20 protein-coding genes are annotated in these 21,496 nt (G+C 55.8%); 10 read left to right on the forward strand and 10 right to left on the reverse strand.

Going from position 1 to position 21,496, the window contains the following annotated elements:
* Positions 1-264 precede the first annotated feature (264 nt).
* The 6 genes from folD (at position 265) to QZ725_RS11280 (ending at position 6,361) form a co-directional block, all read left to right on the forward strand.
* Positions 265-1,116: a bifunctional methylenetetrahydrofolate dehydrogenase/methenyltetrahydrofolate cyclohydrolase FolD gene (folD, locus tag QZ725_RS11255; protein WP_293779542.1), complete on the forward strand. Its 852-nt coding sequence runs from the start codon at positions 265-267 to the stop codon at positions 1,114-1,116.
* Positions 1,113-3,194: a M3 family metallopeptidase gene (locus QZ725_RS11260; protein ID WP_293779544.1), complete on the forward strand. Its 2,082-nt coding sequence runs from the start codon at positions 1,113-1,115 to the stop codon at positions 3,192-3,194. Before folD ends, QZ725_RS11260 begins: the two co-directional genes overlap by 4 nt.
* A gap of 112 nt (positions 3,195-3,306) precedes the next feature.
* Positions 3,307-3,924, forward strand: a complete 618-nt coding sequence (locus QZ725_RS11265) for a glutaredoxin family protein (protein WP_293779546.1) — start codon at positions 3,307-3,309, stop codon at positions 3,922-3,924.
* Positions 3,925-4,012: 88 nt separating this feature from the next.
* Entirely contained in the window at positions 4,013-4,438 is a 426-nt protein-coding gene (locus QZ725_RS11270) for a DNA polymerase III subunit chi (protein ID WP_293779548.1), read from the forward strand.
* On the forward strand, positions 4,435-4,905 hold the full coding sequence (locus tag QZ725_RS11275; RefSeq protein ID WP_293779550.1) for a hypothetical protein: 471 nt from the start codon (positions 4,435-4,437) through the stop codon (positions 4,903-4,905). Before QZ725_RS11270 ends, QZ725_RS11275 begins: the two co-directional genes overlap by 4 nt.
* 139 nt (positions 4,906-5,044) lie before the next feature.
* Complete coding sequence (locus QZ725_RS11280) at positions 5,045-6,361, forward strand: D-amino acid dehydrogenase (protein ID WP_293779552.1); 1,317 nt, start codon at positions 5,045-5,047, stop codon at positions 6,359-6,361.
* Between the two features lie 158 nt (positions 6,362-6,519).
* Here QZ725_RS11280 and QZ725_RS11285 read toward each other — a convergent pair whose 3' ends face one another.
* Positions 6,520-7,029 carry an Lrp/AsnC family transcriptional regulator gene (locus QZ725_RS11285; RefSeq protein WP_293779554.1) on the reverse strand — a complete coding sequence of 170 codons (510 nt, stop codon included), beginning with the start codon at positions 7,027-7,029 and terminating at the stop codon, positions 6,520-6,522.
* Between the two features lie 177 nt (positions 7,030-7,206).
* Between QZ725_RS11285 and QZ725_RS11290 the strand changes: the two genes are divergently transcribed.
* Complete coding sequence (locus QZ725_RS11290) at positions 7,207-8,346, forward strand: branched-chain amino acid ABC transporter substrate-binding protein (protein WP_293779556.1); 1,140 nt, start codon at positions 7,207-7,209, stop codon at positions 8,344-8,346.
* A gap of 80 nt (positions 8,347-8,426) precedes the next feature.
* Here the strand turns inward: QZ725_RS11290 and QZ725_RS11295 are convergent, their stop codons facing one another.
* From QZ725_RS11295 to QZ725_RS11335, 9 genes are all read right to left on the reverse strand, one after another.
* On the reverse strand, positions 8,427-9,020 hold the full coding sequence (locus QZ725_RS11295; protein ID WP_293779558.1) for an XRE family transcriptional regulator: 594 nt from the start codon (positions 9,018-9,020) through the stop codon (positions 8,427-8,429).
* Positions 9,021-9,058: 38 nt separating this feature from the next.
* Positions 9,059-10,345, reverse strand: a complete 1,287-nt coding sequence (locus QZ725_RS11300; RefSeq protein ID WP_293779560.1) for a M20 family metallo-hydrolase — start codon at positions 10,343-10,345, stop codon at positions 9,059-9,061.
* Between the two features lie 33 nt (positions 10,346-10,378).
* On the reverse strand, positions 10,379-11,674 hold the full coding sequence (locus tag QZ725_RS11305; RefSeq protein WP_293779562.1) for an amidase: 1,296 nt from the start codon (positions 11,672-11,674) through the stop codon (positions 10,379-10,381).
* Between the two features lie 12 nt (positions 11,675-11,686).
* Positions 11,687-12,394, reverse strand: coding sequence for an ABC transporter ATP-binding protein (locus tag QZ725_RS11310; RefSeq protein ID WP_293779564.1), 708 nt, complete (start codon positions 12,392-12,394; stop codon positions 11,687-11,689).
* Complete coding sequence (locus QZ725_RS11315; protein WP_293779679.1) at positions 12,391-13,134, reverse strand: ATP-binding cassette domain-containing protein; 744 nt, start codon at positions 13,132-13,134, stop codon at positions 12,391-12,393. Before QZ725_RS11315 ends, QZ725_RS11310 begins: the two co-directional genes overlap by 4 nt.
* Positions 13,135-13,271: 137 nt before the next feature.
* Positions 13,272-14,435, reverse strand: a complete 1,164-nt coding sequence (locus tag QZ725_RS11320) for a branched-chain amino acid ABC transporter permease (RefSeq protein ID WP_293779566.1) — start codon at positions 14,433-14,435, stop codon at positions 13,272-13,274.
* A gap of 1 nt (position 14,436) precedes the next feature.
* Positions 14,437-15,366: a branched-chain amino acid ABC transporter permease gene (locus tag QZ725_RS11325; RefSeq protein ID WP_293779568.1), complete on the reverse strand. Its 930-nt coding sequence runs from the start codon at positions 15,364-15,366 to the stop codon at positions 14,437-14,439.
* 71 nt (positions 15,367-15,437) lie between these two features.
* Complete coding sequence (locus QZ725_RS11330; protein ID WP_293779681.1) at positions 15,438-16,544, reverse strand: branched-chain amino acid ABC transporter substrate-binding protein; 1,107 nt, start codon at positions 16,542-16,544, stop codon at positions 15,438-15,440.
* Positions 16,545-16,955: 411 nt separating this feature from the next.
* Positions 16,956-17,267 carry a c-type cytochrome gene (locus tag QZ725_RS11335; protein WP_293779570.1) on the reverse strand — a complete coding sequence of 104 codons (312 nt, stop codon included), beginning with the start codon at positions 17,265-17,267 and terminating at the stop codon, positions 16,956-16,958.
* A gap of 299 nt (positions 17,268-17,566) precedes the next feature.
* Here QZ725_RS11335 and QZ725_RS11340 point away from each other — a divergent pair, with 299 nt between their 5' ends.
* The 3 genes from QZ725_RS11340 (at position 17,567) to QZ725_RS11350 (ending at position 21,445) form a co-directional block, all read left to right on the forward strand.
* A complete protein-coding gene (locus tag QZ725_RS11340; protein WP_293779572.1) occupies positions 17,567-18,061 on the forward strand; it encodes an RNA polymerase sigma factor in 495 nt (164 codons plus the stop codon).
* Positions 18,058-18,945, forward strand: a complete 888-nt coding sequence (locus QZ725_RS11345) for a FecR domain-containing protein (RefSeq protein WP_293779574.1) — start codon at positions 18,058-18,060, stop codon at positions 18,943-18,945. Before QZ725_RS11340 ends, QZ725_RS11345 begins: the two co-directional genes overlap by 4 nt.
* Positions 18,946-19,078: 133 nt before the next feature.
* Positions 19,079-21,445, forward strand: a complete 2,367-nt coding sequence (locus tag QZ725_RS11350) for a TonB-dependent receptor (RefSeq protein WP_293779576.1) — start codon at positions 19,079-19,081, stop codon at positions 21,443-21,445.
* Positions 21,446-21,496: the final 51 nt, after the last annotated feature.

Here is a 21,496-nt window from a genome sequence, read left to right on the forward strand (position 1 = left end):
CAATGTGAAATTTGATGTTTCTGCAGACCATTTTCGTTCTATTCAAATATGGATCAGAAAGAATCGGATCACTGGCAACCTCTCTATAAACAAGCCAAGCAATCAGGCTTGGAAACGCCTATCCATAGGTCAATCGATTAGCGCTTCGGCACATGCTTGTCCGCCTTCGTCACCATGCAAATTCTGCAACCGTGACGTGGGAATCAGGTGCACCTATATAATCAGTTTCCGCTTTCCGTTCATCCAACCTCTATCTTTTCATTCATGACCGCACAAATCATTGATGGCAATCAGCTTTCCAAACAACTGCGCGCCGATATCGCGCAACGCGCCGCTGCCCTGACGGCAAAAGGCAAACAACCCGGTTTGGCCGTGATTCTGGTCGGCGAAGACCCGGCCTCGCAGGTTTACGTGCGCAACAAGGTCAAGGCCTGCGAAGACAACGGCCTCTATTCGCTGCTGGAAAAATACGATGCGGACCTCAGCGAAGCCGCCTTGCTGGCGCGTATCGCCGAATTGAACGCCGATCCGAAAATTCACGGCATTCTGGTGCAGATGCCGTTGCCCAAGCATATTGACCCGACCAAGGTGATTGAAGCCATCTCGCCACGCAAGGATGTAGACGGTTACTCGGTGCTCAGCGCCGGCGAATTGCTGACCGGCCTCGACGGCTTCCGTCCCTGCACGCCCTATGGCTGCATGAAACTGATCGAAAGCACGGGCACCAGCCTCAAGGGCAAGCACGCCGTCGTGATCGGCCGTAGCAACACGGTCGGCAAACCGATGGCGCTGCTGCTCTTGCAAGCCAACGCGACCGTCACCATCTGTCATAGCGGCACCTCGGATCTCGGTTATCACACGCGTCAGGCTGACGTGGTGGTGGCTGCCACCGGTCGTCGCAACACGCTGACGGTCGACATGGTCAAGCCGGGTGCCATCGTCATCGACGTCGGTATCAACCGCGACGACGACGGCAAGTTGTGTGGCGACGTGGATTTTCACGCCATCAAGGAAGTTGCAGGACATATCACGCCGGTACCAGGCGGCGTCGGCCCCATGACCATTACCATGCTGCTCGTCAACACGATCGAAGCGGCGGAAAGAGACAACCAATGAATATTGCCCTGAATCCCCTGCTCGACTTTTCCGACCTGCCACGCTTCGACGCGATCAAGCCCGAATACATCGGCCCGGCCATCGATGGCTTGCTCGATGAATGTCGCAACGTGGTCAAGGAACTCGAATCCTCGACTGCGCCCGTCACGTGGGAAAACTTTGTCGAACCGCTGGAAAACGTGACCGAGAAACTCGGTCGTGCCTGGGGCATCGTGGGCCATCTGAATGCGGTGGTCGATACGCCCGAGCTGCGCGCCGCCTACAACGACAATCAGCCCAAGCTGACCGAGTTCTGGACCGAACTGTCGCAAAACCTGACGATGTTCACCAAATACAAGGCGCTGCAATCGAGCCCTGACTATGCCGGCTACTCGGCTGCGCGCAAGAAGATCATCGAAAACGCCGTGCGCGATTTCCGTCTTGGCGGTGCCGAACTCTCGGACGAGCAAAAACCCGTCTTTGCCGAGATTCAGGAAAAACTCGCACAACTGACGACAAAGTTCTCGGAAAACATTCTCGACGCCACCAACGACTACGCTTTGTTCATCGAAGACGAGGCGGAACTGGCCGGTTTGCCGGACGACACCAAACAGGCTGCACGCGCCGCTGCCGAAAAGGCCGGCAAACCCGGCTGGAAGTTCACACTGCACTTCCCTTCGTATTTCCCTGTGCTGCAATATGCAGACAGCCGTTCGCTACGCGAAACTATCTATCGCGCCAACGCGACCAAGGCGTCCGAACTGACCGATCACCCGGAATGGGACAACACGCAGAACATCGTCGAGATTCTCAAGCTGCGCGATCAGGAAGCCAAGCTGCTGAGCTACAGGAATTACGCCGAAGTCTCGCTCGTGCCCAAGATGGCGCAGACGCCGGATGAAGTCATTGCCTTCCTCGAAGACCTCGGCAAGCGCGCACGCCCGTACGCCGAAAAGGATTTGAACGAGTTGCGCGATTTCGCCAAGAAAGAACTCGGCATCGACGATCTGCAGGCATGGGATGTCACCTATGCATCGGAAAAACTGCGAGAACAGCGTTATGCGTTTTCCGAACAGGAAGTCAAACAGTACTTCCCTGAAAACAAGGTCATCAATGGCTTGTTCCGCACCATCGAAACGCTGTTCTCGGTCGGCATCAAATCCGACTCGGCCGCAGTCTGGCATCCGGATGTCAAATTCTTCCGTATTGAAAAAGACGGCAAGCTGATCGGCCAGTTCTATCTCGATCTGTATGCACGCAGCGGCAAGCGCGGCGGTGCATGGATGGATGATGCACGCGGTCGTCGTCGCCTTGAAACGACCAACGACAGCGCCGGTGTCCAAACCCCGGTCGCTTACCTGACTTGCAACTTCACCGAACCAATGGTGATCGATGGCAAGGCCAAACCGGCGTATTTCACGCACGACGAAGTCATTACCCTGTTCCACGAATTCGGCCACGGCCTGCATCACATGCTCACGCAAGTCGATGAATTGGGTGTGTCGGGTATTTCGGGCGTGGAATGGGATGCCGTCGAACTGCCGTCGCAATTCCTGGAAAACTTCTGCTGGGAATGGGATGTCGTGCAAAGCATGACGGCCCACGCCGACACTGGCGAACCGCTGCCACGTGCGCTGTACGACAAGATGATCGCGGCGAAGAATTTCCAGTCGGGACTGCAGACCTTGCGTCAGGTCGAATTTGCCCTGTTCGACATGCACATCCATTACGACTACAACCCGAGCGGCGACCAGAGCGTGCAGGATGTATTGAACGGCGTACGTAAGCAGATTCTGGTCATGCAGCCGCCAGCCTTCAACCGCTTCCAGCATTCGTTCTCGCACATCTTCGCAGGCGGTTACGCCGCTGGCTACTACAGCTACAAATGGGCGGAAGTGCTGTCGGCCGATGCCTATGGCGCATTTGAAGAAGCCGGTAAGGCCGAAGGCAATGTGCTGTCGGCCAGGACCGGTGCGCGCTTCCTGCAGGAAATTCTCGCCATGGGTGGCTCGCGTCCGGCAATCGACTCGTTCAAGGCGTTCCGAGGCCGCGAACCGTCGATTGATGCCCTGTTGCGCCACAGCGGCATGGCGGCGTAATTCTGTGCGCCGCTGCTTGCTTCGGCAGGCGGTGGCGCGCATACTGGACCGGTTGAGACAAAATTGACATTAATTCAACATCAATCGGTTCACGCCGACAAAGGAGACTGGAATGCATCAGAGATCCTCGTTGCTGTTGTTGTCCCTGCTGTTGTCCGCAAGTGCGCATGCCCAGATGTACAAGTCCGTCGGCCCCGACGGCAAAGTCACCTACGGTGACACTCCACCAGCCAAGACCGGCAAAGTGGAAGAAAAGAACCTTCCCGCCACCTCAGCCAGCACCCAACTACCATTCGAACTGGCCGAAGCCGTACGCAAGCATCCGGTGACGCTCTACACATCACGCGAATGCAGCGGCTGCGATATGGCCCGCACCGCCCTTTCCACGCGTGGCGTGCCCTACACCGAAAAAACCGTACAAACCAACGAAGATGTCGCCCGCCTCAAACAGATTGCGGGCAATACGCAATTGCCGTTGCTCGTGGCCGGTAATCTGAAGGAAACCGGTTTCGAGCAAGATGCCTGGAACAAGACCCTGACTGCTGCCGGCTATCCGGTCAACAGTCAATTGCCGCGCACGTACCGCAACCCGCCACCGCAACCCGCAGCACCGATGCCTGCCAAGGCAGCTGCACCCGATGCTGCAAAGCCGGCAGCAGAATCAAGTACGGAACGATCAACAGAAACGCCTCCCGCTGCTGGCAAAGCGCCACCGAATTTTCGTTTCTAGGCAATTTGCTTCGAAGTATCACGCAGGCATCGAAGGCGGTGGGCATTTCCGTATAATCGAACTATCCCAGCCCCCGCCAGCCTGATTCATGACGCGTATCGACTTCCATAGCAACGTCCCCAACAAGATTGCCTACGCCTGCCGTCTGGCACGCAAGGCGTGTAATGCCGATCATCGCATCGTGATCCTCGTGCAGGATCGTACGCAAATGGCGCAACTCGACGAGCAATTGTGGACTTTCTCGGAACTCGATTTCCTGCCGCACGTCGCCATCAACGACGCGCTGGCCGAACGCACGCCGATTCTGCTCAGCGCAGATCCAGCGCTGGAAGCACCGCACCACGACATTCTGATCAATCTGTCAGATGCCGCGCCTACTCACTTTGCGCGCTTCGAACGCATGTTTGAAGTCATTTCCGCCGAGGATGGCGACAAGCAGGCCGGCCGCGAGCGCTACGCCTATTACAAACAGCGCGGCTATCCGCTGACGCATTTCGTGGCAGACAACGCATGAGCACCTCCAAGCCAGATGCCGGCATTCCGATGCTGACCGAGATCATTCCCGCGCGTGCGCACACCGCCTTGCCGGACGACATTCCGGAACTGCCCGTTTCCTCCGCCCTGCCGCCGCGCGTTGCCGCATCCCCCGCCACTTCAGCACCGTTCGCACCACCGAGTGCAACCGTCGTCCCATCATCGAGCACGACACGGCCGATGCGCGAGCATGCGCCTATCGACAATTGGCTCGACGAAGAATGGACGCGGCTCGAACAAAAGATCAGCGAACGCACGCTGCACACGATTCTGGAACGGCTGGATCCCTTGCTTGAAGAACAGATTCGCGAAAGCATCAGCGCCAGCCTGGACGAAGCGATGGATACCATTCGCACCAATCTGCAATTGAGCGTGGAGCAACTCGTGCGTGATTCGGTTGCCGAGGAAATTCGGAAGCTGGACTTTTCAAAAAATAAAAATTTCTAAAAATTCTTTCTTTTAAAAATAAAAACAAGAAGATGAAATAATTTTTAAAAAAATTATGGCGATTGATTGATTACTCAAAAAAACCATTAATTTTTACAATATTTCCCATGTTGCATGAGCAAATATTGGGAGAAAAGGCATGAAAGTCATCGTTTTGGGAGCGGGCATCATCGGTACGACGTCCGCATGGTTCCTGAACAAATCCGGCCACGAGGTCACCGTACTCGAACGTCAGGCCGGCGCAGCACAAGAAACCAGTTTTGCCAACGGCTGCCAGATTTCCGTCTCGCATGCCGAACCCTGGGCCAATCCGTCGGCACCGGGCAAGATTCTCAAATGGCTGGGCAAGGAGGATGCGCCCTTGCTGTATCGCTTCCGTCCCGAATGGCTGCAATGGAAATGGGGCCTGCACTTCCTGCGCGAATGCACGCCGGCACGTACGGCCGACAATATCCGCCAGATCGTGTCGATCGCCGAATACAGCCGTCAGACCTTGCAGCAAGTGCGCGCTGAAACCGGCATCGACTACGATCACCTGACGCAAGGCATCCTGCATTTCTACACCGATCAAAAGGAATTCGACGACTCTCTGGCGGCGGCGCGTCTGATGTGCGAACTCGGTTGCCAGCGCGATTCGATCAGCGCCGATGAAGTCGTACGTATTGAACCGGCATTGGCCGGCATGCGCCACAAGATTGTCGGTGGCGATTTCACGGCATCGGACGAATCAGGCGATGTCTACAAATTCACCGCCGGGCTGGCCGACAAAGCAGCACAAGCCGGCGTCGACTTTCAATTCAACACCACTATTACACGTCTGATCACAGAAAACAGTGGCGCCCATGCTAAGGTCACCGGCGTGGAAATCATCGATCAGCATGGGCACCATCGGACGCTGCATGCCGATGCCTTCGTGGTTGCCGCCGGCAGTTTTTCGCAACCTCTGCTCAAGCCGTTGGGCATCGATCTGCTGATCTATCCGGGCAAAGGGTATTCGGCGACATACCAAATTACCGATAGCGATGCCGCACCCACCGTGTCGCTTACCGACGACGGCTACAAACTGGTGGTCTCGCGCCTGGGTGACCGCCTGCGGGTGGCTGGTACCTGCGAGTTGAACGGCTACACACGCGAACTGAACACGACACGTTGCGAAGCGATCACACGCCGCGTGCAGGAATTGTTCCCCAACGCCTGCGACTATAACGATGTAGCGTATTGGACCGGTTTGCGTCCGTTGACGCCATCCAACGTACCCTACATTGGCAAGACGAAATTCGGCAACCTGTTCCTCAACACCGGCCACGGCACGCTGGGCTGGACGATGGGTTGCGGCTCTGGCCGCGCGATTGCCGATATCGTGTCCGGTCGCGAACCGGATCTCGATTTCCGCTTCACCGGCATGCCGCATCGCCCGGCACGAAGCGTACCGCAAATCTGTTCGGCCACAAGCTGAAACAGCATTGATGCAAAATAAAAACGGATGCCAACAGGCATCCGTTTTCATTCTTCCACGCACAAATTCAGCGAAACATACCCGCGGTCTGCTGCCGTTCAATCAATGCCTATCACGAGCGAGCTTCGCAGCACCGATTGCAAGTAGCTAACACGCCATCACTTGCCAATACGTACCTCGATTTCAGCGGCTTTCTCATCGAATGCGATACGCGTATCGAACTTCGCCCGTTTCATCGGAAAACGCGACTGAAAATGCCGCACATTGCCCGATCCCGAAATCACCCGTCGCACGAACTGATAATACGCATCCATATCGACCACATGCACCACCAGAAAGTAATCGTAATCGCCTGAGACGAAATAGCATTGCATGACCTCCGACTCGCGTGCCATGCGCGCCTCGAATTCCTGCATGTACTCATCTCCCTGCTTGTCAATCGACACTTCGAGAAATGCCAGCATGCCGTAACCGAGGGCGAACGGATCGATCATCGCAACATCCGCACTGATGATGCCGGCGTCACGCATGTCGCGAATCCGTCGCAGACAGGTTGGCTGCGAAATATGCACGGCGTCGGCAAGTTCACGTGTGGAAATCTGATTGTTCTTCTGCAATAGATTCAGCAACCGTCGATCGACCTTGTCGAGAATATGGCGTGTGGGCATGGGTATCTCGTGCGGAAGTGTGCAAAATAAGCGGCAAAATGCTTTGCGTCGCTTTTTGAATGTTGTAAGGTCCGTCAGTGACGTGAATGATGGCATGCGGTAAAACAAGGCTTTGCCGCAAGATTGTGCCAGTGTTGCAGCAACCCGTATTTTTGACAATCCTCAGGAGAAAAAACCATGCAGTCCAAGATGATTCCTCTGGTCGGTGCCCTCGCCCTCATGCTTGCCGGCAGTGCTGCCGCGCAGGAGCAGATCGTGCGCATCGGCAGCGTGGCACCGACCACCGGTTCCGACGCCCATCTCGGCAAGGATAACGAAAACGGCACGCGCCTCGCCGTGGAGGATATCAACGCCAAAGGCATCACCATCGATGGCAAGAAGATCAAGCTGCAACTGCTGGCGGAAGACGACGCTGCCGATCCGCGCCAGGCCACGAATGCCGCCACCAAGCTGGTCGATGCACGCGTGGCTGCCGTCATCGGCCATCTGAATTCCGGCACGACGATTCCTGCCTCGCGCATCTATGCCAATGCCGGCATTCCGCAACTGTCGCCATCGGCCACCAACCCCAAATACACCGAGCAAAAATTCAAGACCACCTTCCGCATGGTAGCCAACGATGCCAAACTCGGCGGAACGCTCGGCAGCTATGCCGTCAAGAGGATGGGTGGCAAGACTTTCGCCATCATCGATGACCGCACCGCCTACGGCCAGGGCGTGGCCGACCAGTTCGCCAAGAGCGTGAAGGCTGCTGGCGGAAACATCGTCGCTACGCAATACACCAATAACAAGGCCACCGACTTCAATGCCATCCTGACGGCCATCAAGGCCAAGAAACCCGATATCATCTTCTTCGGCGGCATGGATGCGGTCGGCGGACCGATGCTGCGCCAGATGCGTCAGTTGGGCATCACAGCCAAGTTCATGGGCGGTGACGGCATTTGCACCGGCGCCCTGCCCGGCCTTGCTGGCACCGCGCTCGGTAACGACCAGATCGTCTGCGCCGAAGCAGGCGGCGTCGCCGAAGATCGTCGCAAGGCAGTCGATGATTTCCGCGCCAAGTACAAGAAGCGCTTCGGTGTCGATGTGGTCTACACGGCAGCCTATGCATATGACGCCACCTTTACGGTCGTCGATGCAATGAAGCGTGCCAATTCGGTCGATCCGGCAAAATATTTGCCGGAAGTCGCGAAGAGCAATTATCAGGGCGTGACCGGCAACATCGCCTTCGATGCCAATGGCGATATCAAGGACGGCATGCTGACGCTCTATACCTACCGCTATGGCAAGCGCGAATTGCTCACCGTCGTGAAATAAGACAGCGGTGGCCGACACAAAAAAGCGCCTTCTTCAAGGCGCTTTTTCATGCAGCATGCTAGGCATGACGATCGTCAGCCTTAAAACGTCGCTGGCGAGTTGACCCACAGGATCCTTGCCTCAACCTTGCCGACATTACGGTAGCCATGCGGCGTACTGCTCTGGAAAGTGAACGTATCACCAGGACCGATCAGATAACTTTCCTCGCCAAGCCGCAGTTCCAATTTCCCCGCCAGTACATATCCGACTTCCTCGCCAACATGCTCGATCTGGCCATCGCTAGCGCCGCCAGGCGACACGATATGGATATTCGCCTGAAGCAAACCGCCTCGTGTCGGCAACACCAGTCGCTCCAGGGAAATGTCACCCGTTTTAATGATTGGACGCTCTCCCTGTCGCAGAACCGGCCCGGCCGGTGGCACTTGATCCGACATCAGAGTGGAGATATTCGTATCGAGCGCAGTCGCCAACCGATGCAGCATGGCGAGCGAAGGTGTGGCCGACCCTCGCTCGATCTTGGAAATCAGGCTTTCTGAACATTCCGCTTTCTGGGCAACCTGCAACAGCGTCAACCCGGCAATCACGCGGGCATAACGCAGGCGCACGCCCAAGCCTGAAGGCCCGGCCTTTTTATCGACAGATTCGTCAGTCAGCACATCGTTTTTCTTCTTCATTCGCCTTATCCTTCAATCGCAATACCGACCATCGGATGCTATCGGTTGGCCAGTTCCACGATCGTGTAAGCCAGTGCCTGTACACCGAGCGTCAAATCGGCTGGTGCCGTTTCCTCGGCAGCATTGTGACTGATGCCGTCCTTGCTTGGCACGAAAATCATGCCGGTCGGACAATGATCAGCCAGATACATGGCATCGTGAAATGCACCGGACGTGAGATGTTGCGGCAAACCGCGTTGCGCTGCCTGCGTGGCTCGTGTGCAAGCAATGTCGATCAGATCCCGCATGTCTTGCGGAAAAATCGTCGGCTCGCGTCGGAAGAGCGTTTCGAACACAATGCGACCGCGCCATGCATGCTGAGTTGTCAGATCCTGCAGAAATCGTTCGAAACGTACCAGCACAGAGGCATCCACACAACGCACATCAATGGTGAATTCCACTTCACCAGGAATCGTGTTGATCGAATTCGGGCTGACATGCCAACGTCCCAGCGTCAGTCGCATATTGCTGGCAGCTTCCTGCTCCGCACGTGCATAAAGTTGCGACGCAATTGCGACCGCTGCTGCCATCGCATCGCTACGCTCATTCATCGGCGTGGTGCCAGCATGCGCGGCCATGCCAGTACAAACCACACGATACCAGAGCACGCTCTGAATGCCGGTGACGACACCCAGCGCAGCATTGGCGCGTTCCAGCACCGGCCCTTGCTCGATATGCAGTTCGACATACGCATCCATTGGTTCAGCCATCGCACGACGCGGAACGTCCGGCACTTCCTTCAATGCCGCATCAAGTGCATCGCCCATCACGATGCCATCCTTGTCCACCGACTGACGATACGACGTCAGCAAAGATGGCGTAACAAACGCGCTCGAGCCCATGGTGCCGGGGCCGAAACGACTGCCTTCTTCATTGGTCCACGCCACGACTTCGATCGGGCGTATCGTACTGATACCGGCATCGTTCAGGGCTGCGATCACTTCCAGTCCAGCCAGTACGCCATACGCACCATCCAGCTTGCCGCCGATTGGTTGCGTATCGGCATGACTGCCAGTGAGTACTGGTGACTGCTCCGTCTTTCCCGAGCGGCGGAAAAACAGATTGGCGCAATCGTCGATCATGACCTCGCATCCCAAACTGCGTGCGTAATCGATCAGATGTCGGCGTGCCGCCAGATCGATCGGCGTCAGTGTTTCACGCGACACGCCCCCATCGTCGCGGCCACCAAATGCGGCAAGCGCAGCGATCGATGATTGCAGACGCGCATTGTTGACAAAATCCTGGGCGCGTTCGGCAGCGCTGTCTGTCGTGTTCGAGGCATTCATGGAAATTCTTTCCTAAATCGTGATTTCTTTGTATTAATCCGCGGCGGCAAAAGCACGCTCAAGCTCGGATGCCGCAGCCAGCACGCGATCATCAGCCCAACGCGCACCGATCAGCGTGACGCCGATCGGCAAACCATGCTCACCACCGCCGAGCGGCACGTGCACACAAGGGTTGCCGAGCAAGGTCCACATGCGATTAAAGACCGGGTCACCCGTCGCAGCCAAACCTGCTGGCGCTTCACCTTCCGTACTTGGCGCCAGTAACAGATCGACCGATTCGAAAATGGTGACCAGCTTGGCACGTGCGGTTGCTGCCAATGCTTGCGCATCGAAATAGCGTTGACCACCGATGCGACAGCCCTCTTCCAGCAGACTCGCAAACGATGGGCTAAAGCCATCAGCCTGTGAAGCACGTTCTGGTGCAAATGCGGCAGCAGCTTCATACGCCATGATGGTGATTTGCGCGGCATTCAACACGTCGCACGGTGCTGGCAAGGTCACGTCGCGCAGAATGGCGCCCGACGATTCCAGCAACTGCGCAGCGTGTGCCATTGCCGCACGCGTGCTGGCGCTCGCTCGATCCCAATGCGGTGTACGCACGATGCCGACGCGCAACCCCTTTGGATTGCTCGTCGCCAGAGAAGAAGACAACGGCAGTTGTGCCAGCGCACCGACAAAGAACGCGGCATCGGCCACAGTGCGCGTCAACACGCCCACCGTATCCAGGCTGATCGCGAGCGATTTGATACCAGCCAATGGCAAGGTACCGTAGGTCGGCTTGTAACCAACCACACCGCAGAATGCCGCTGGACGGACGATGGAACCTGCCGTCTGCGTACCAAATGCAACCGGAACCATGCCGCAGGCAACGGCTGCCGCCGAACCGCTCGACGAGCCGCCCGGCGTATATGGTTCGGCAGCACGCGGATTACGGGTGGGGCCAGCATGAAAAGTGGCAAATTCGGTCGTCACTGTCTTGCCAACCAGTAGCGCGCCGGCATTGCGCGTCATGCCGACACAGGCCGCATCCACAGTTGGATGATGATCGTGATAAATCGGCGATCCGTAGGTCGTCGGCATGTCAGCCGTGTCCATCAGATCCTTCACGCCAACCGGCAAGCCATGCAGCAAACCTGTTGAAGGCTGTGCATCCAGACGGCGCGCCTGTTCGAGCACCTGCGCAGGATCGAAGTACTGCCAGGCACGCACTTCCGGTTCGAGCGTATTGATGCGATCGATCGCGGCATGTGCCACGGCCTCGACTGTCACGTCACGACTGGCGATGCGTTCTGCCAGTTGCTGCAATGAGATAGATGCGTAATCTTTCAAACCATTCTCCGCTTAACCAAAGTAGGCCGAACGCACATCATCATTGCTGGCCAGTTCCTGAGCAGTACCTTGCGCCACCACTCGACCTTGCGACAACACGTAACCGTAGTGCGAAATCGCCAGTGTCTGCCGTGCGTTCTGTTCGACCAACAAGACCGTGATGCCGATCTCGTTGATACGACCGATGACGTTGAAGTTTTCCTTCACATAGAGGGGCGACAAGCCGAGCGATGGTTCGTCGATGACCAGCAACTTGGGTTCGGCCATCAGGCCGCGACCGATCGATACCATTGCCTGCTCGCCGCCGGACATGGTGCCGGCCAGCTGCGTCGAACGTTCCTTCAGCCGCGGAAAGATTTCATACACTTTCGCCAGACGATCACGCACCAGCGCACTGTCTTTTCCCAGGAAAGCACCGAGTGCCAGATTCTCCGCAACGCTCATGCGCGGGAACACCTTGCGACCTTCGGGAATACATGAGATGCCGCCAGCGATGATCGAGTGCGTTTGCCTGCCGGCCAGATTGCGACCATCCCACATGATCTCGCCCTGGCGTGGTGGCGTCAGACCAAGAATCGAGCGAATCAAGGTGCTCTTGCCAGCGCCGTTTGCACCAAGGATGCAGGTGATCTTGCCAGGCTCGACCTCGATCGAAACGTCGTGCAATACATTGACTTTGTCGTAGCCGGTCGTGAGGCCTTTGACGATCAGCTTGCTCATTCAGCTTCTCCCAAATAGGCGGTTTGTACATTCGGATCGGCCGTGATTTCGGCATACGTGCCTTCGGCAATCTTCTTGCCGTAATTGAAAACAATGCAGCGATCCGTGATGCGTTCGATCACATTCATTTCATGCTCGATCAGGACAATCGTCAGATCGTCGAGCTTGCCGCGCACTTGCAGAATGTCATCCATCAGTGCTTCCGTTTCGTCATGCGTCATGCCAGCCGATGGTTCGTCCAGCAGCAACAGCTTCGGACGGCTCAGCAAGGCACGGCACACTTCGATACGACGACGATCAATCATCGTGAAAGTCTCGACCGGTTCGAACATGCGCGATACAAGCGGTGGGCTGAAGATGTTCAACAGCGCTTCGACCTTGGCGACATACGCGTCATATTCGGCATGAAATGCCTTGCGGCGGAACAGGTTGAAGAACAGACCATGCTGCATGTGCTGATAGTCACCAATCACGATGTTGTCGAACACCGTCAGCGGGAGCGACAAACGCGAACGCTGGAAGGTGCGTGCGACACCGCGACGATAGATATCCTGTGGTGTCTGCCCGACCACTTCGCCACCGGCATAAATGATCGAACCTTCACTGGCCTTGTACAAACCGGTCAGCACGTTGAAGAACGTCGTCTTGCCGGAACCATTCGGTCCCAGCAAACCCAGCACTTCACCGCGATTGATATGCAGATCGAGTTTGTCGAGAGCGGTCAAACCACCAAAACGCATGGTCAAGCCGCTGACGGCAACCAATTTATCTTTCTGCGATACAGCACGGTGAGACTGCACAGCGGCCGACGCTTTGGATTCTGCTGATGGCATTGCATCAGCACTCATGAGTTGAGTCGTCATGCTTTGATTAGTCATTACGCGGCTCCCTTGCTAAAGAACAGGCGCGTCTTGCGCGGCAGCAGACCTTCCGGACGGAACAGCAGAATCGCGATCACCAAGGCCGCGTACAACAGCACACGGTATTCCTGAATGAACTGGAATTTCTCCGGCAGGATCATCACGATCAACGCAGCAGGAATCAAACCGATCGGATTACCCAGACCGCCGAGAATCGTGATCGACAGCAGCAACAGCGAATCCGAGAACGTGAAGTTGTTCGGCGCAATGAAGCCCGCCATCATGCCGTACACACTACCGGCGATACCGGCAAACAGATTGCCCATGGTGAAGGCGATGATCTTCCAGCGCTTGATATGCAAACCGAAGGTCGATGCGGCTGTTTCATCGGTACGCACGACATCCATGCTCAAACCAACCCATGAACGCTCCAATGCACGAAGCAATACAAAGGTCACGGAGCAGATCACCAGACTCAGCAGCACATACGACACATAGAACGACACATCCAGCCCGAACAGCGTGAAGCCGTCGTTGAACTGATAGCCGAATATTTCCATGCTCGGTACCTGCAGACCTTGCGGCCCACCAAGCACATCATTCACTTCGATAAAGGTCTTGAAAAGAATGCCGAACGCAATCGTCACCAATGCCGCATAGTGGCCACGGGTACGCAGCACCGGCAGAATCAATACCGAACCGAGAATTGCAGCGACCAGACCAGACAAGGCGATGTTCACCAGTTGCGGCAAGCCGGTATGTGTGGCGAGAACGGCTGCGGTGTAGCTACCGATACCGAAGAAGGCAGCACCGGCAAAGTTGGCCACGCCAGAGAAGCCAAACTGCAAGGTCAAGCCCATGCACGCCGTCGCATACAGCAACACGCCACCCATCATCAACAGGATGAAATGACTGTCATAGAACGCAGCCGTCAATGCCAGTACACCACCGATGGCCCACAGACGTGCCAGACCAGGACGACTGGCTGCAGCCTGTTCGATATGTTGCATGGTGCCGAGCTTCTTGCCGGCGATCGTGGCGACCAATGCCCCCGCGATCAGACCTGCCACGGCCAATTGTGATTCGGCATGCAGGAACAACCACATGTAGATCGTGATCACGACGGACGTGACAAACAACACCACGGTCGCCGGCTTTTTGAGAGATGTCTTGGCGTTCATGTCAGACCCGTTCACTTGACTTTTCGGCGATGAGGCCAGTCGGTTTCCATGCCATCAGCATGATGACGACGGCAAAGGCGAAGACGTCCTTGTAGGCACTTGGTATATTCGGAATCAGCGCAGGGAGCGTCGCACTACCTAGCACTTGCAGACCAGCGAACAGGAAGCCGCCGATGATTGCGCCGTAGATATTGCCCAGGCCACCGAGAATCGCAGCCGCAAAACCGATCACACCGAGCAACAGGCCTACGTTGAAGTTGATCTCGTTGTAGTACAGACCATTCATCACGCCGGCCAGTGCCGCCATGGCGGAGCCGATACCAAAGGTCAGCAGCACGACCGCTTCAAAGTTGATGCCCATCAGACGCGCGGTCTCGCCATCCTGTGCCACTGCCCGGATCGCCATACCGAGACGTGTTTTGGTAATCAGGAAATGCACACCGGCGATGATCGCAATGCCGCTCAACAGCAGAATCACGTTATCCGCACGCAAGCTCAGGTCACCCAGTTCGACCGAGCCAGTGGGCAAGAGTGATGGGAATGGTTGCGAGTTCGAACCATCCGGATAGAACAGACGCACGGCTTCGCGCATTACGGTGCCCAGCATCAAGGTCGCCAGCAGCGTATTGAGCGGCGGCGCCTTGTGCAGAGGCAGAATCAGAAATTTGGCAATCAGTGCACCGAGCAAACCCGTCACCGCAATCGCGGTAATCACCACTGCCGCCAGTCGCAACCATGGCGAACTGATATCCAGCGCCATCATGCCGACAGAGGCTGTCAGGCCGGCGAACGCGCCCACCATCAAGGTATCGCCATGCGAAAACTTGATGACGTCCAGCACGCCAAAAAACAAGGTAAAACCAACGGCGACCATGGCGTAGATAACGCCCAGCATCAATCCGTTGAATACATATTGACCGATCAAACTCATGGTTTTCTCCACGCCAGTCCGATCGCAGATCGCTTCTGCAAGCGATCTGCGATCATCTTGACTACACGTTCTTATTGACCTGCCAACTTGCGTTTGCCCGCTGCGTAGCTGCTGTCTTCCCAGATCACCCACTTGCCATCTTCGACGACATACTTGGTGACGAGCGGTACGATGTTTTGACGATGATCATCGAAGGTGACCTTGCCGATCAGGGTCTCCACGTTTTTGGTCTGATTCAGCACGTCACGCACTTTCTTGCGATCCGGGCCGACCTTCTCGACTGCATCCATGATCAGGTTGGCAGCGGCATATGCGAATGGACCATAGGCTTCTGGTGGTTCGCTGTACTTCTGCAGACGATACTGACCGGTGAATGCCAAACCGCCGGGCAGTTTTTCCCACGGCGCACCTTCGAGGAAGGACAGGGAACCCTCGGCCAGTTTTTCGCCTACGCCTTGGATATACGCGTCGGATTTGATACCTGAGGTGCCTTCAAACTGTGCCTTGATGCCGAGCTTTTCCATCTGTGTACGGATACGCACGCCCAGCGGTGTCAGGCCGCCAAAGTAGATGACATCGGGCTTCAGTTCGCGGATCTTGGTCAGTTCGGTCGTGAAGTCCTGCTGATCAGCAGTCACACCAAAGGTGCCGAGGATTTGGCCACCATCTTTCTTCAGATATTCGGAGAAGTATTTGTTATGGCCTTTGCCATAGTCGGTGGTGTCATGGATGATCGCCCATTTCTTGTAGCCCTGCGAAATCATGAATTTGGCAGCGACTTCACTCTGGTTGATCATCGTCCCATTCACGCGGTGGACTTCCTTGAAGTCATTGCCGTAGGTAATTTCCGGCAGAACGGCACCCCACACGATGACAGGCATGCCGAAACGCGCAAACACAGGTGCAGTGCCCATTGCCACGGCCGAACAGAAATGCGTGACGCCGGCGACAATACTTTTGTCCGATGCCAGCTTGGTTGCCACCTGCACACCCACATTGGGACGGCATTCATCATCCTGCGTCACCAATTGGTAGGTGTATTTCGCTTTGGGATCGGCATTACGCAAACGCACTGCCAGATCAGCCGAGTTGCGTCCGCCCAGGCCGATGGATGAAGTCCCACCCGTCAGCGGTCCGACAAAGGCAATCTTGACCACTTCTTTCGCAAATGCAGGCATGGCTAGCACGCTCAGGCTGACCGCCGCGGACAGCACTACTTTCTTGAATACTTCATTGGCTTTACCCACTTCAACCTCCGTGTAAATGAACCGTTCGTGATGACTTACGGCCACTTGAATGGGAAAAACGCACAATTTTTTATTCAAGTAGCTTGAATTATGTTCAGCAAAAACCATACCAATCGGAATTTATGGATATTTACTGGAATGGCATGTTGATGGTGCAGCCATGCTTTTAAATGGACTACGGCTGTAAGCCAGGCGCAAGAATGCACAGCTCGCCGCACTGAAGTGGGGTGATGCCATATAGACAACGCTGATCATTTCGTCCGAGATGCGAGCGGTGCGCGAAAAAACGATGACGAAAAAAAAGCGCCTCTTCAAGGCGCTTTTCAGGAAAAATTCAGTTGATCAGTTCAGCGTCATGATCCACTGCACGAGTTGCTTGGCTTCGGCATCGCTGACTTGCGTATTGGCAGGCATCGGCACGGCCCCCCATGCCCCGCTACCACCTTTAGTGATCTTTTGTGCAAGCTTGTCTTCGACACCCTTCTGCCCCTTGTACTTGGCGGCAATGTCCTTGAAGGATGGACCAAGCACCTTGTTGCCAACTGCGTGACAAGCCATGCAGTTTTTGGAGCGCGCCAGATTGGCATCCGCCAGCGCGGCATTCGACAGACCGAAACCCGCCATCAGCAGACAGAGTAACAACGAACGCTTCATACAGCTCTCCATGCGGTTGAGGTAGTAATTCTATCGTGTTTGACAGAGTGACCGATGAGACAAAACGTCACATGCACAAGTTTGTACTGTTAACGTTCACATGCAAGGAAACGTTACCTTTGCTCACAAAGCAAACCGAGTTTCAAGATGTCTTGTCAAAACCAGACAACAGCGTGCAGACATATTGTTGCGTTACAGACCATGCAGCACCTAAAATGATAATAAGTATCATTCATTAAAAACATCTTCTCGCGCCTTCCATTGTTGCTGCAGTGCTCACAAATCCTCCCCATTCCACCTTGATCGACGAATTTGTCTGCCGTTACGACGAGCTAATTGATCATCTTCGTCGCCGTTTCGGCGACAAGGGATTCGCCAAGGACGTGTTGCAAGACGTCTGCGTACAACTTTTGGAGCGACCGCCAGAAAATGTGCGCGCGCCGGGCGCCTTCCTGCGCCACGTTTCAACGCAATTGGCAATCGATCGCTATCGCGTGGAAAAGGTCCGTGCCGGGATCGTCGAAAGCATGCCGGACATTCCGGAGCAACCGGTTGCACATGCCGCGCTCTCCGGTGCAGAACTCAACATCGCCTTCCAGCAAAAGCAGCAGGCACTGCTGGCCGCCGTGCAGGCGCTGCCCGAATGCTGTCGCGATGTTTTCATTCTGCACAAGCTCTATCACTTGCCGCAGGCAGAAGTGGCAAACAAGCTCGGCATCTCGCGCGGTATGGTGGCACGTCACATGGCGCGTGCCGTCGCCGGATTAGCACCTGTCATGAACGGTGAAACGTGAGTTCACGCCTGCCCGAATCGATCGCTTCCGGCACTTCCACCAGCAATCCCAAGCGTACGTCGCCCACCACGCTGGACGATGAAGCGCTCATGATGTTCGAAGAAAACTTGCGCGCGCAATTGCCCGGCATCAGTGAAATCGTAGGACGCGCCGAAGCACGCAAACGCCGAAAGAAAGCTGCCGTGACAACCCTAGGCATGCTGGTCATCGGCGCCTTGTTGTGGGCTGATCCGGTTTACCACACGGAAAACATCGCCACGCGTATCGGCGAACGCAGCGTCTGGGAAATGCATGATGGCAGCCAGATTGCTCTCAACACCGATTCGTCATTACGGATTGCCCACCATCTGCGTTCGCGCCAGGTTTATCTGGAACGCGGCGAAGCGCTCTTCACGGTATCGCACTCGCGTCTGCGCAGTTTTGTCGTGCATGCTTACCATACGCGAGTGGTCGATATCGGTACCGTATTCAATGTGCGCAATACCGAAAACGGCGCCGATGTCACGGTGGTTGAGGGCAGTGTGCAGGTTTTCCCTGAAAGCACGACGCAGAACGGGCCGATCCTGCGAGCAGGAGAAACCATCCGTGTCGATCAGGCCGGCTTGCAAGCCATCCACGCAACAGATACCGAACTGGCAACCGGATGGCGGCACGGCAAACTGTATTTTGATCGCACGCCCCTGCGCCAATTGGCTGCCGAACTGAACCGCTATCGTCACCACCCCGTCATGGTCGCCTCCGCAATCGGCGATGTGCGCATCAGCGGGCAGTTCGACATCGACAATCTCGAACAATTGCTGACCATGTTGCCAACGCTCGCGCCGGTACGGATCGAACATCGCACCGATGGCAGCGTGGCGATTTCTTCTCGCACAGACAAATAACGATCTTTACTTGCGCAATGACAAGGATCGCTTCGTATCGCGCACTGAAAAATAATTATCGACACAAGGTGTACATCGACGAAGTCTGACTCGGCTTCTCCGGTAGCTAGCCTCATTTACTGGAGAAGACTGCATGAAAAAACTGAAAACCCGCCTGACCATTCTGGCAGCAGGTCTGACGCTGTCGGCGTCGGTCTTTGCCCAATCATCCCCCGTCGATATCGATATTTCTTCACAGCCATTGCATCAGGCACTGAATGCATTGGCACGCCAGACTGGCGCACAGATTCTGTTTGTCAGCGACATTACGGCTGGCAAGACTGCGCCGGCCATCAAAGGCAAGCTGACCGTACAAGAAGCACTTTCCCGTTTGCTGCAAGGCTCGTCACTGCATATTCGTACTATCGACAATCGCTCGTTCTCGATCGTCAGCGAACGTGAAGCAAGCAACATTGAAAATGTCCTGCCACAAGTCAACGTGACCGCGGCCAGCACAGGCGATCTTGCTCCGGTGTACGCTGGCGGACAAGTCGCACGCGGCGGACAACTGGGTATGCTTGGCCAGCGCGACGTGATGGATACGCCGTTTTCCCTGACGGCTTATACGAGCAATCTGATTCAGCAACAACAGGCAGACAGCATTGCCGACGTGATCGCGAATGATGCGTCCGTGCAAAACATCAACCCGCGTACCAGCCGCTTCGATCAGTTCTCCATCCGCGGCTTTTCGTTGTTGAACAGCGACATCGCACTGAACGGCTTATACGGCATCGTGCCAACTTACGCGGTTGCCGTCGAAAGTCTCGAACGCGTCGAAGTACTCAAAGGCAGCAGTGCGATGATCAACGGCATGGCACCAGGCGGCGCGGTCGGTGGTGCCATCAACATTGTTCCGAAACGGGCGGGTGATACCCCAACAAGAGAAATCACCACCAGCTACAGCAGCGATAGTACGGTTGGCGCGCATCTGGATCTCGGACAGCGTTTCGGGGAAGAAGGCCAATTTGGCGTGCGCCTCAACGGCGCCTACCGTAGCGGCGATACCGCCGTTGATAATCAGCGTCAGCAACGTGGGCTCTTCACGCTCGGCATGGATTACCGTAGTGTCCATACACGGTTATCTGCCGATGTCGGTTATCAGGATCGTACGGTGGATGCACCGCAGGAACGGGTCTCTCTCGGCGCAAACGCTCCCGTCCCCAATGCCAATTTACTTGCCTCCAACTATGCGCCGGCATGGACATACGCCAAATCACGTGATCACTACCTGGCAACGCGGGCAGAACATGATGTAGGCGAGCAAACCACCATTTACGGGGCATTTGGCATTCGCAAAGGCTATTACGATTTTTTGCGTCAAGGCATTACCCTGAACAATGCAACGGGCAATTTTAGTGAACAGCCAAACTATTTCCTGCGCAGCGAAAGTGTACGGACTGCGGAAGTTGGTCTGAAGACCCGTGCACAAACCGGATCGATTGCGCATGCGATTACGACTAGTGCCACTTTCCTGGAAAAGGATTTCGGCAATCTTAGCCTTTCGGTCTCTCCTACGACCAATTCCAATATTTACACACCCGCCATTACCAGTGCACCGTCGCTGGCCGGTTTGAGTGACAGTGTGCCCAAGACAAATCGTTCACGACTGGTCAGCTTTGCACTGGCAGATACACTTTCGATGATGGAAGACCGCGTACAACTGACTATCGGTGGCCGTTTGCAACGTGTAGTCAATGAGCGATTCCAATCCAATGGTTCCCTGAACAAGGTATTCGATGAACAGGCATGGACACCGGCCGTCGCATTACTCGTCAAACCATGGCAACACGTCTCCCTGTATGCCAACTACATCGAAGGCCTGAGCGAAGCGCCAGCCATCCCAACTGCGGCAATCAATCAAGATGCCGTGTTCCGTCCGGTGAAATCAAAACAGAAGGAAATCGGCGCCAAATTCGACTACGGCAAACTTGGCGCGAGTGTCAGTCTCTTTGAAATACGCAAACCCGGTGGTTACTTCGATACCGCTACCAACATCTTTTCCGTAAGCGGCATGCAGCGCAATCGCGGCCTGGAAGCCAATATCTTCGGTGAACCGCAACGCGGCCTGCGCCTGTTGGCAGGCGTCATGTATCTGGATGCACGCACGGAACGCTCCAGTGTCGCCAATACGGAAGGCAAGGTGGCACAAGGCTCACCGCGCTTTACCTGGAATGCGGGTTTGGATTGGGATACGCCTTTTCTCGACGGCATGGCATGGTCAGCACGGGTGCTGCACACGACGTCGCAATACGTCGATGCAACCAATATCAAGGAAATTCCCGGCTGGACCCGGCTTGACGTAGGCGCACGTTACACCTTCCCGGCACAACGCCACCCTGTCACACTGCGCGCAAGCATTACCAATCTGCTGGACAAGACTTACTGGGCCAGCGCCTCCTCCAACGGTCTGACCATCAGTTCGCCACGCGCCCTGCTGCTATCGGCCACCATTCCCTTCTGATCGTTTGTTCTTTTCCCTGAGATTGTCCGCCGCCTATAAGGCGGGCAATCT

Origin of the sequence: uncultured Oxalicibacterium sp. (genome assembly GCF_913776015.1) — a bacterium.
Classification (GTDB): Bacteria; Pseudomonadota; Gammaproteobacteria; order Burkholderiales; family Burkholderiaceae_D; genus Oxalicibacterium.

What these genes read in the sequence shown, in the direction of transcription:
- QZ725_RS11330 (WP_293779681.1), bottom strand. Translation starts at nt 16,544, where the DNA reads ATGCCTGCATTTGCGAAAGAAGTGGTCAAGATTGCCTTTGTCGGACCG.
- QZ725_RS11285 (WP_293779554.1), bottom strand. Translation starts at nt 7,029, where the DNA reads ATGCCCACACGCCATATTCTCGACAAGGTCGATCGACGGTTGCTGAAT.
- QZ725_RS11280 (WP_293779552.1), top strand. Translation starts at nt 5,045, where the DNA reads ATGAAAGTCATCGTTTTGGGAGCGGGCATCATCGGTACGACGTCCGCA.
- QZ725_RS11335 (WP_293779570.1), bottom strand. Translation starts at nt 17,267, where the DNA reads ATGAAGCGTTCGTTGTTACTCTGTCTGCTGATGGCGGGTTTCGGTCTG.
- QZ725_RS11325 (WP_293779568.1), bottom strand. Translation starts at nt 15,366, where the DNA reads ATGAGTTTGATCGGTCAATATGTATTCAACGGATTGATGCTGGGCGTT.
- QZ725_RS11295 (WP_293779558.1), bottom strand. Translation starts at nt 9,020, where the DNA reads ATGAAGAAGAAAAACGATGTGCTGACTGACGAATCTGTCGATAAAAAG.
- QZ725_RS11315 (WP_293779679.1), bottom strand. Translation starts at nt 13,134, where the DNA reads ATGCGTTTTGGTGGTTTGACCGCTCTCGACAAACTCGATCTGCATATC.
- QZ725_RS11300 (WP_293779560.1), bottom strand. Translation starts at nt 10,345, where the DNA reads ATGAATGCCTCGAACACGACAGACAGCGCTGCCGAACGCGCCCAGGAT.
- QZ725_RS11270 (WP_293779548.1), top strand. Translation starts at nt 4,013, where the DNA reads ATGACGCGTATCGACTTCCATAGCAACGTCCCCAACAAGATTGCCTAC.
- folD (WP_293779542.1), top strand. Translation starts at nt 265, where the DNA reads ATGACCGCACAAATCATTGATGGCAATCAGCTTTCCAAACAACTGCGC.
- QZ725_RS11350 (WP_293779576.1), top strand. Translation starts at nt 19,079, where the DNA reads ATGAAAAAACTGAAAACCCGCCTGACCATTCTGGCAGCAGGTCTGACG.
- QZ725_RS11320 (WP_293779566.1), bottom strand. Translation starts at nt 14,435, where the DNA reads ATGAACGCCAAGACATCTCTCAAAAAGCCGGCGACCGTGGTGTTGTTT.
- QZ725_RS11310 (WP_293779564.1), bottom strand. Translation starts at nt 12,394, where the DNA reads ATGAGCAAGCTGATCGTCAAAGGCCTCACGACCGGCTACGACAAAGTC.
- QZ725_RS11290 (WP_293779556.1), top strand. Translation starts at nt 7,207, where the DNA reads ATGCAGTCCAAGATGATTCCTCTGGTCGGTGCCCTCGCCCTCATGCTT.
- QZ725_RS11265 (WP_293779546.1), top strand. Translation starts at nt 3,307, where the DNA reads ATGCATCAGAGATCCTCGTTGCTGTTGTTGTCCCTGCTGTTGTCCGCA.
- QZ725_RS11260 (WP_293779544.1), top strand. Translation starts at nt 1,113, where the DNA reads ATGAATATTGCCCTGAATCCCCTGCTCGACTTTTCCGACCTGCCACGC.
- QZ725_RS11275 (WP_293779550.1), top strand. Translation starts at nt 4,435, where the DNA reads ATGAGCACCTCCAAGCCAGATGCCGGCATTCCGATGCTGACCGAGATC.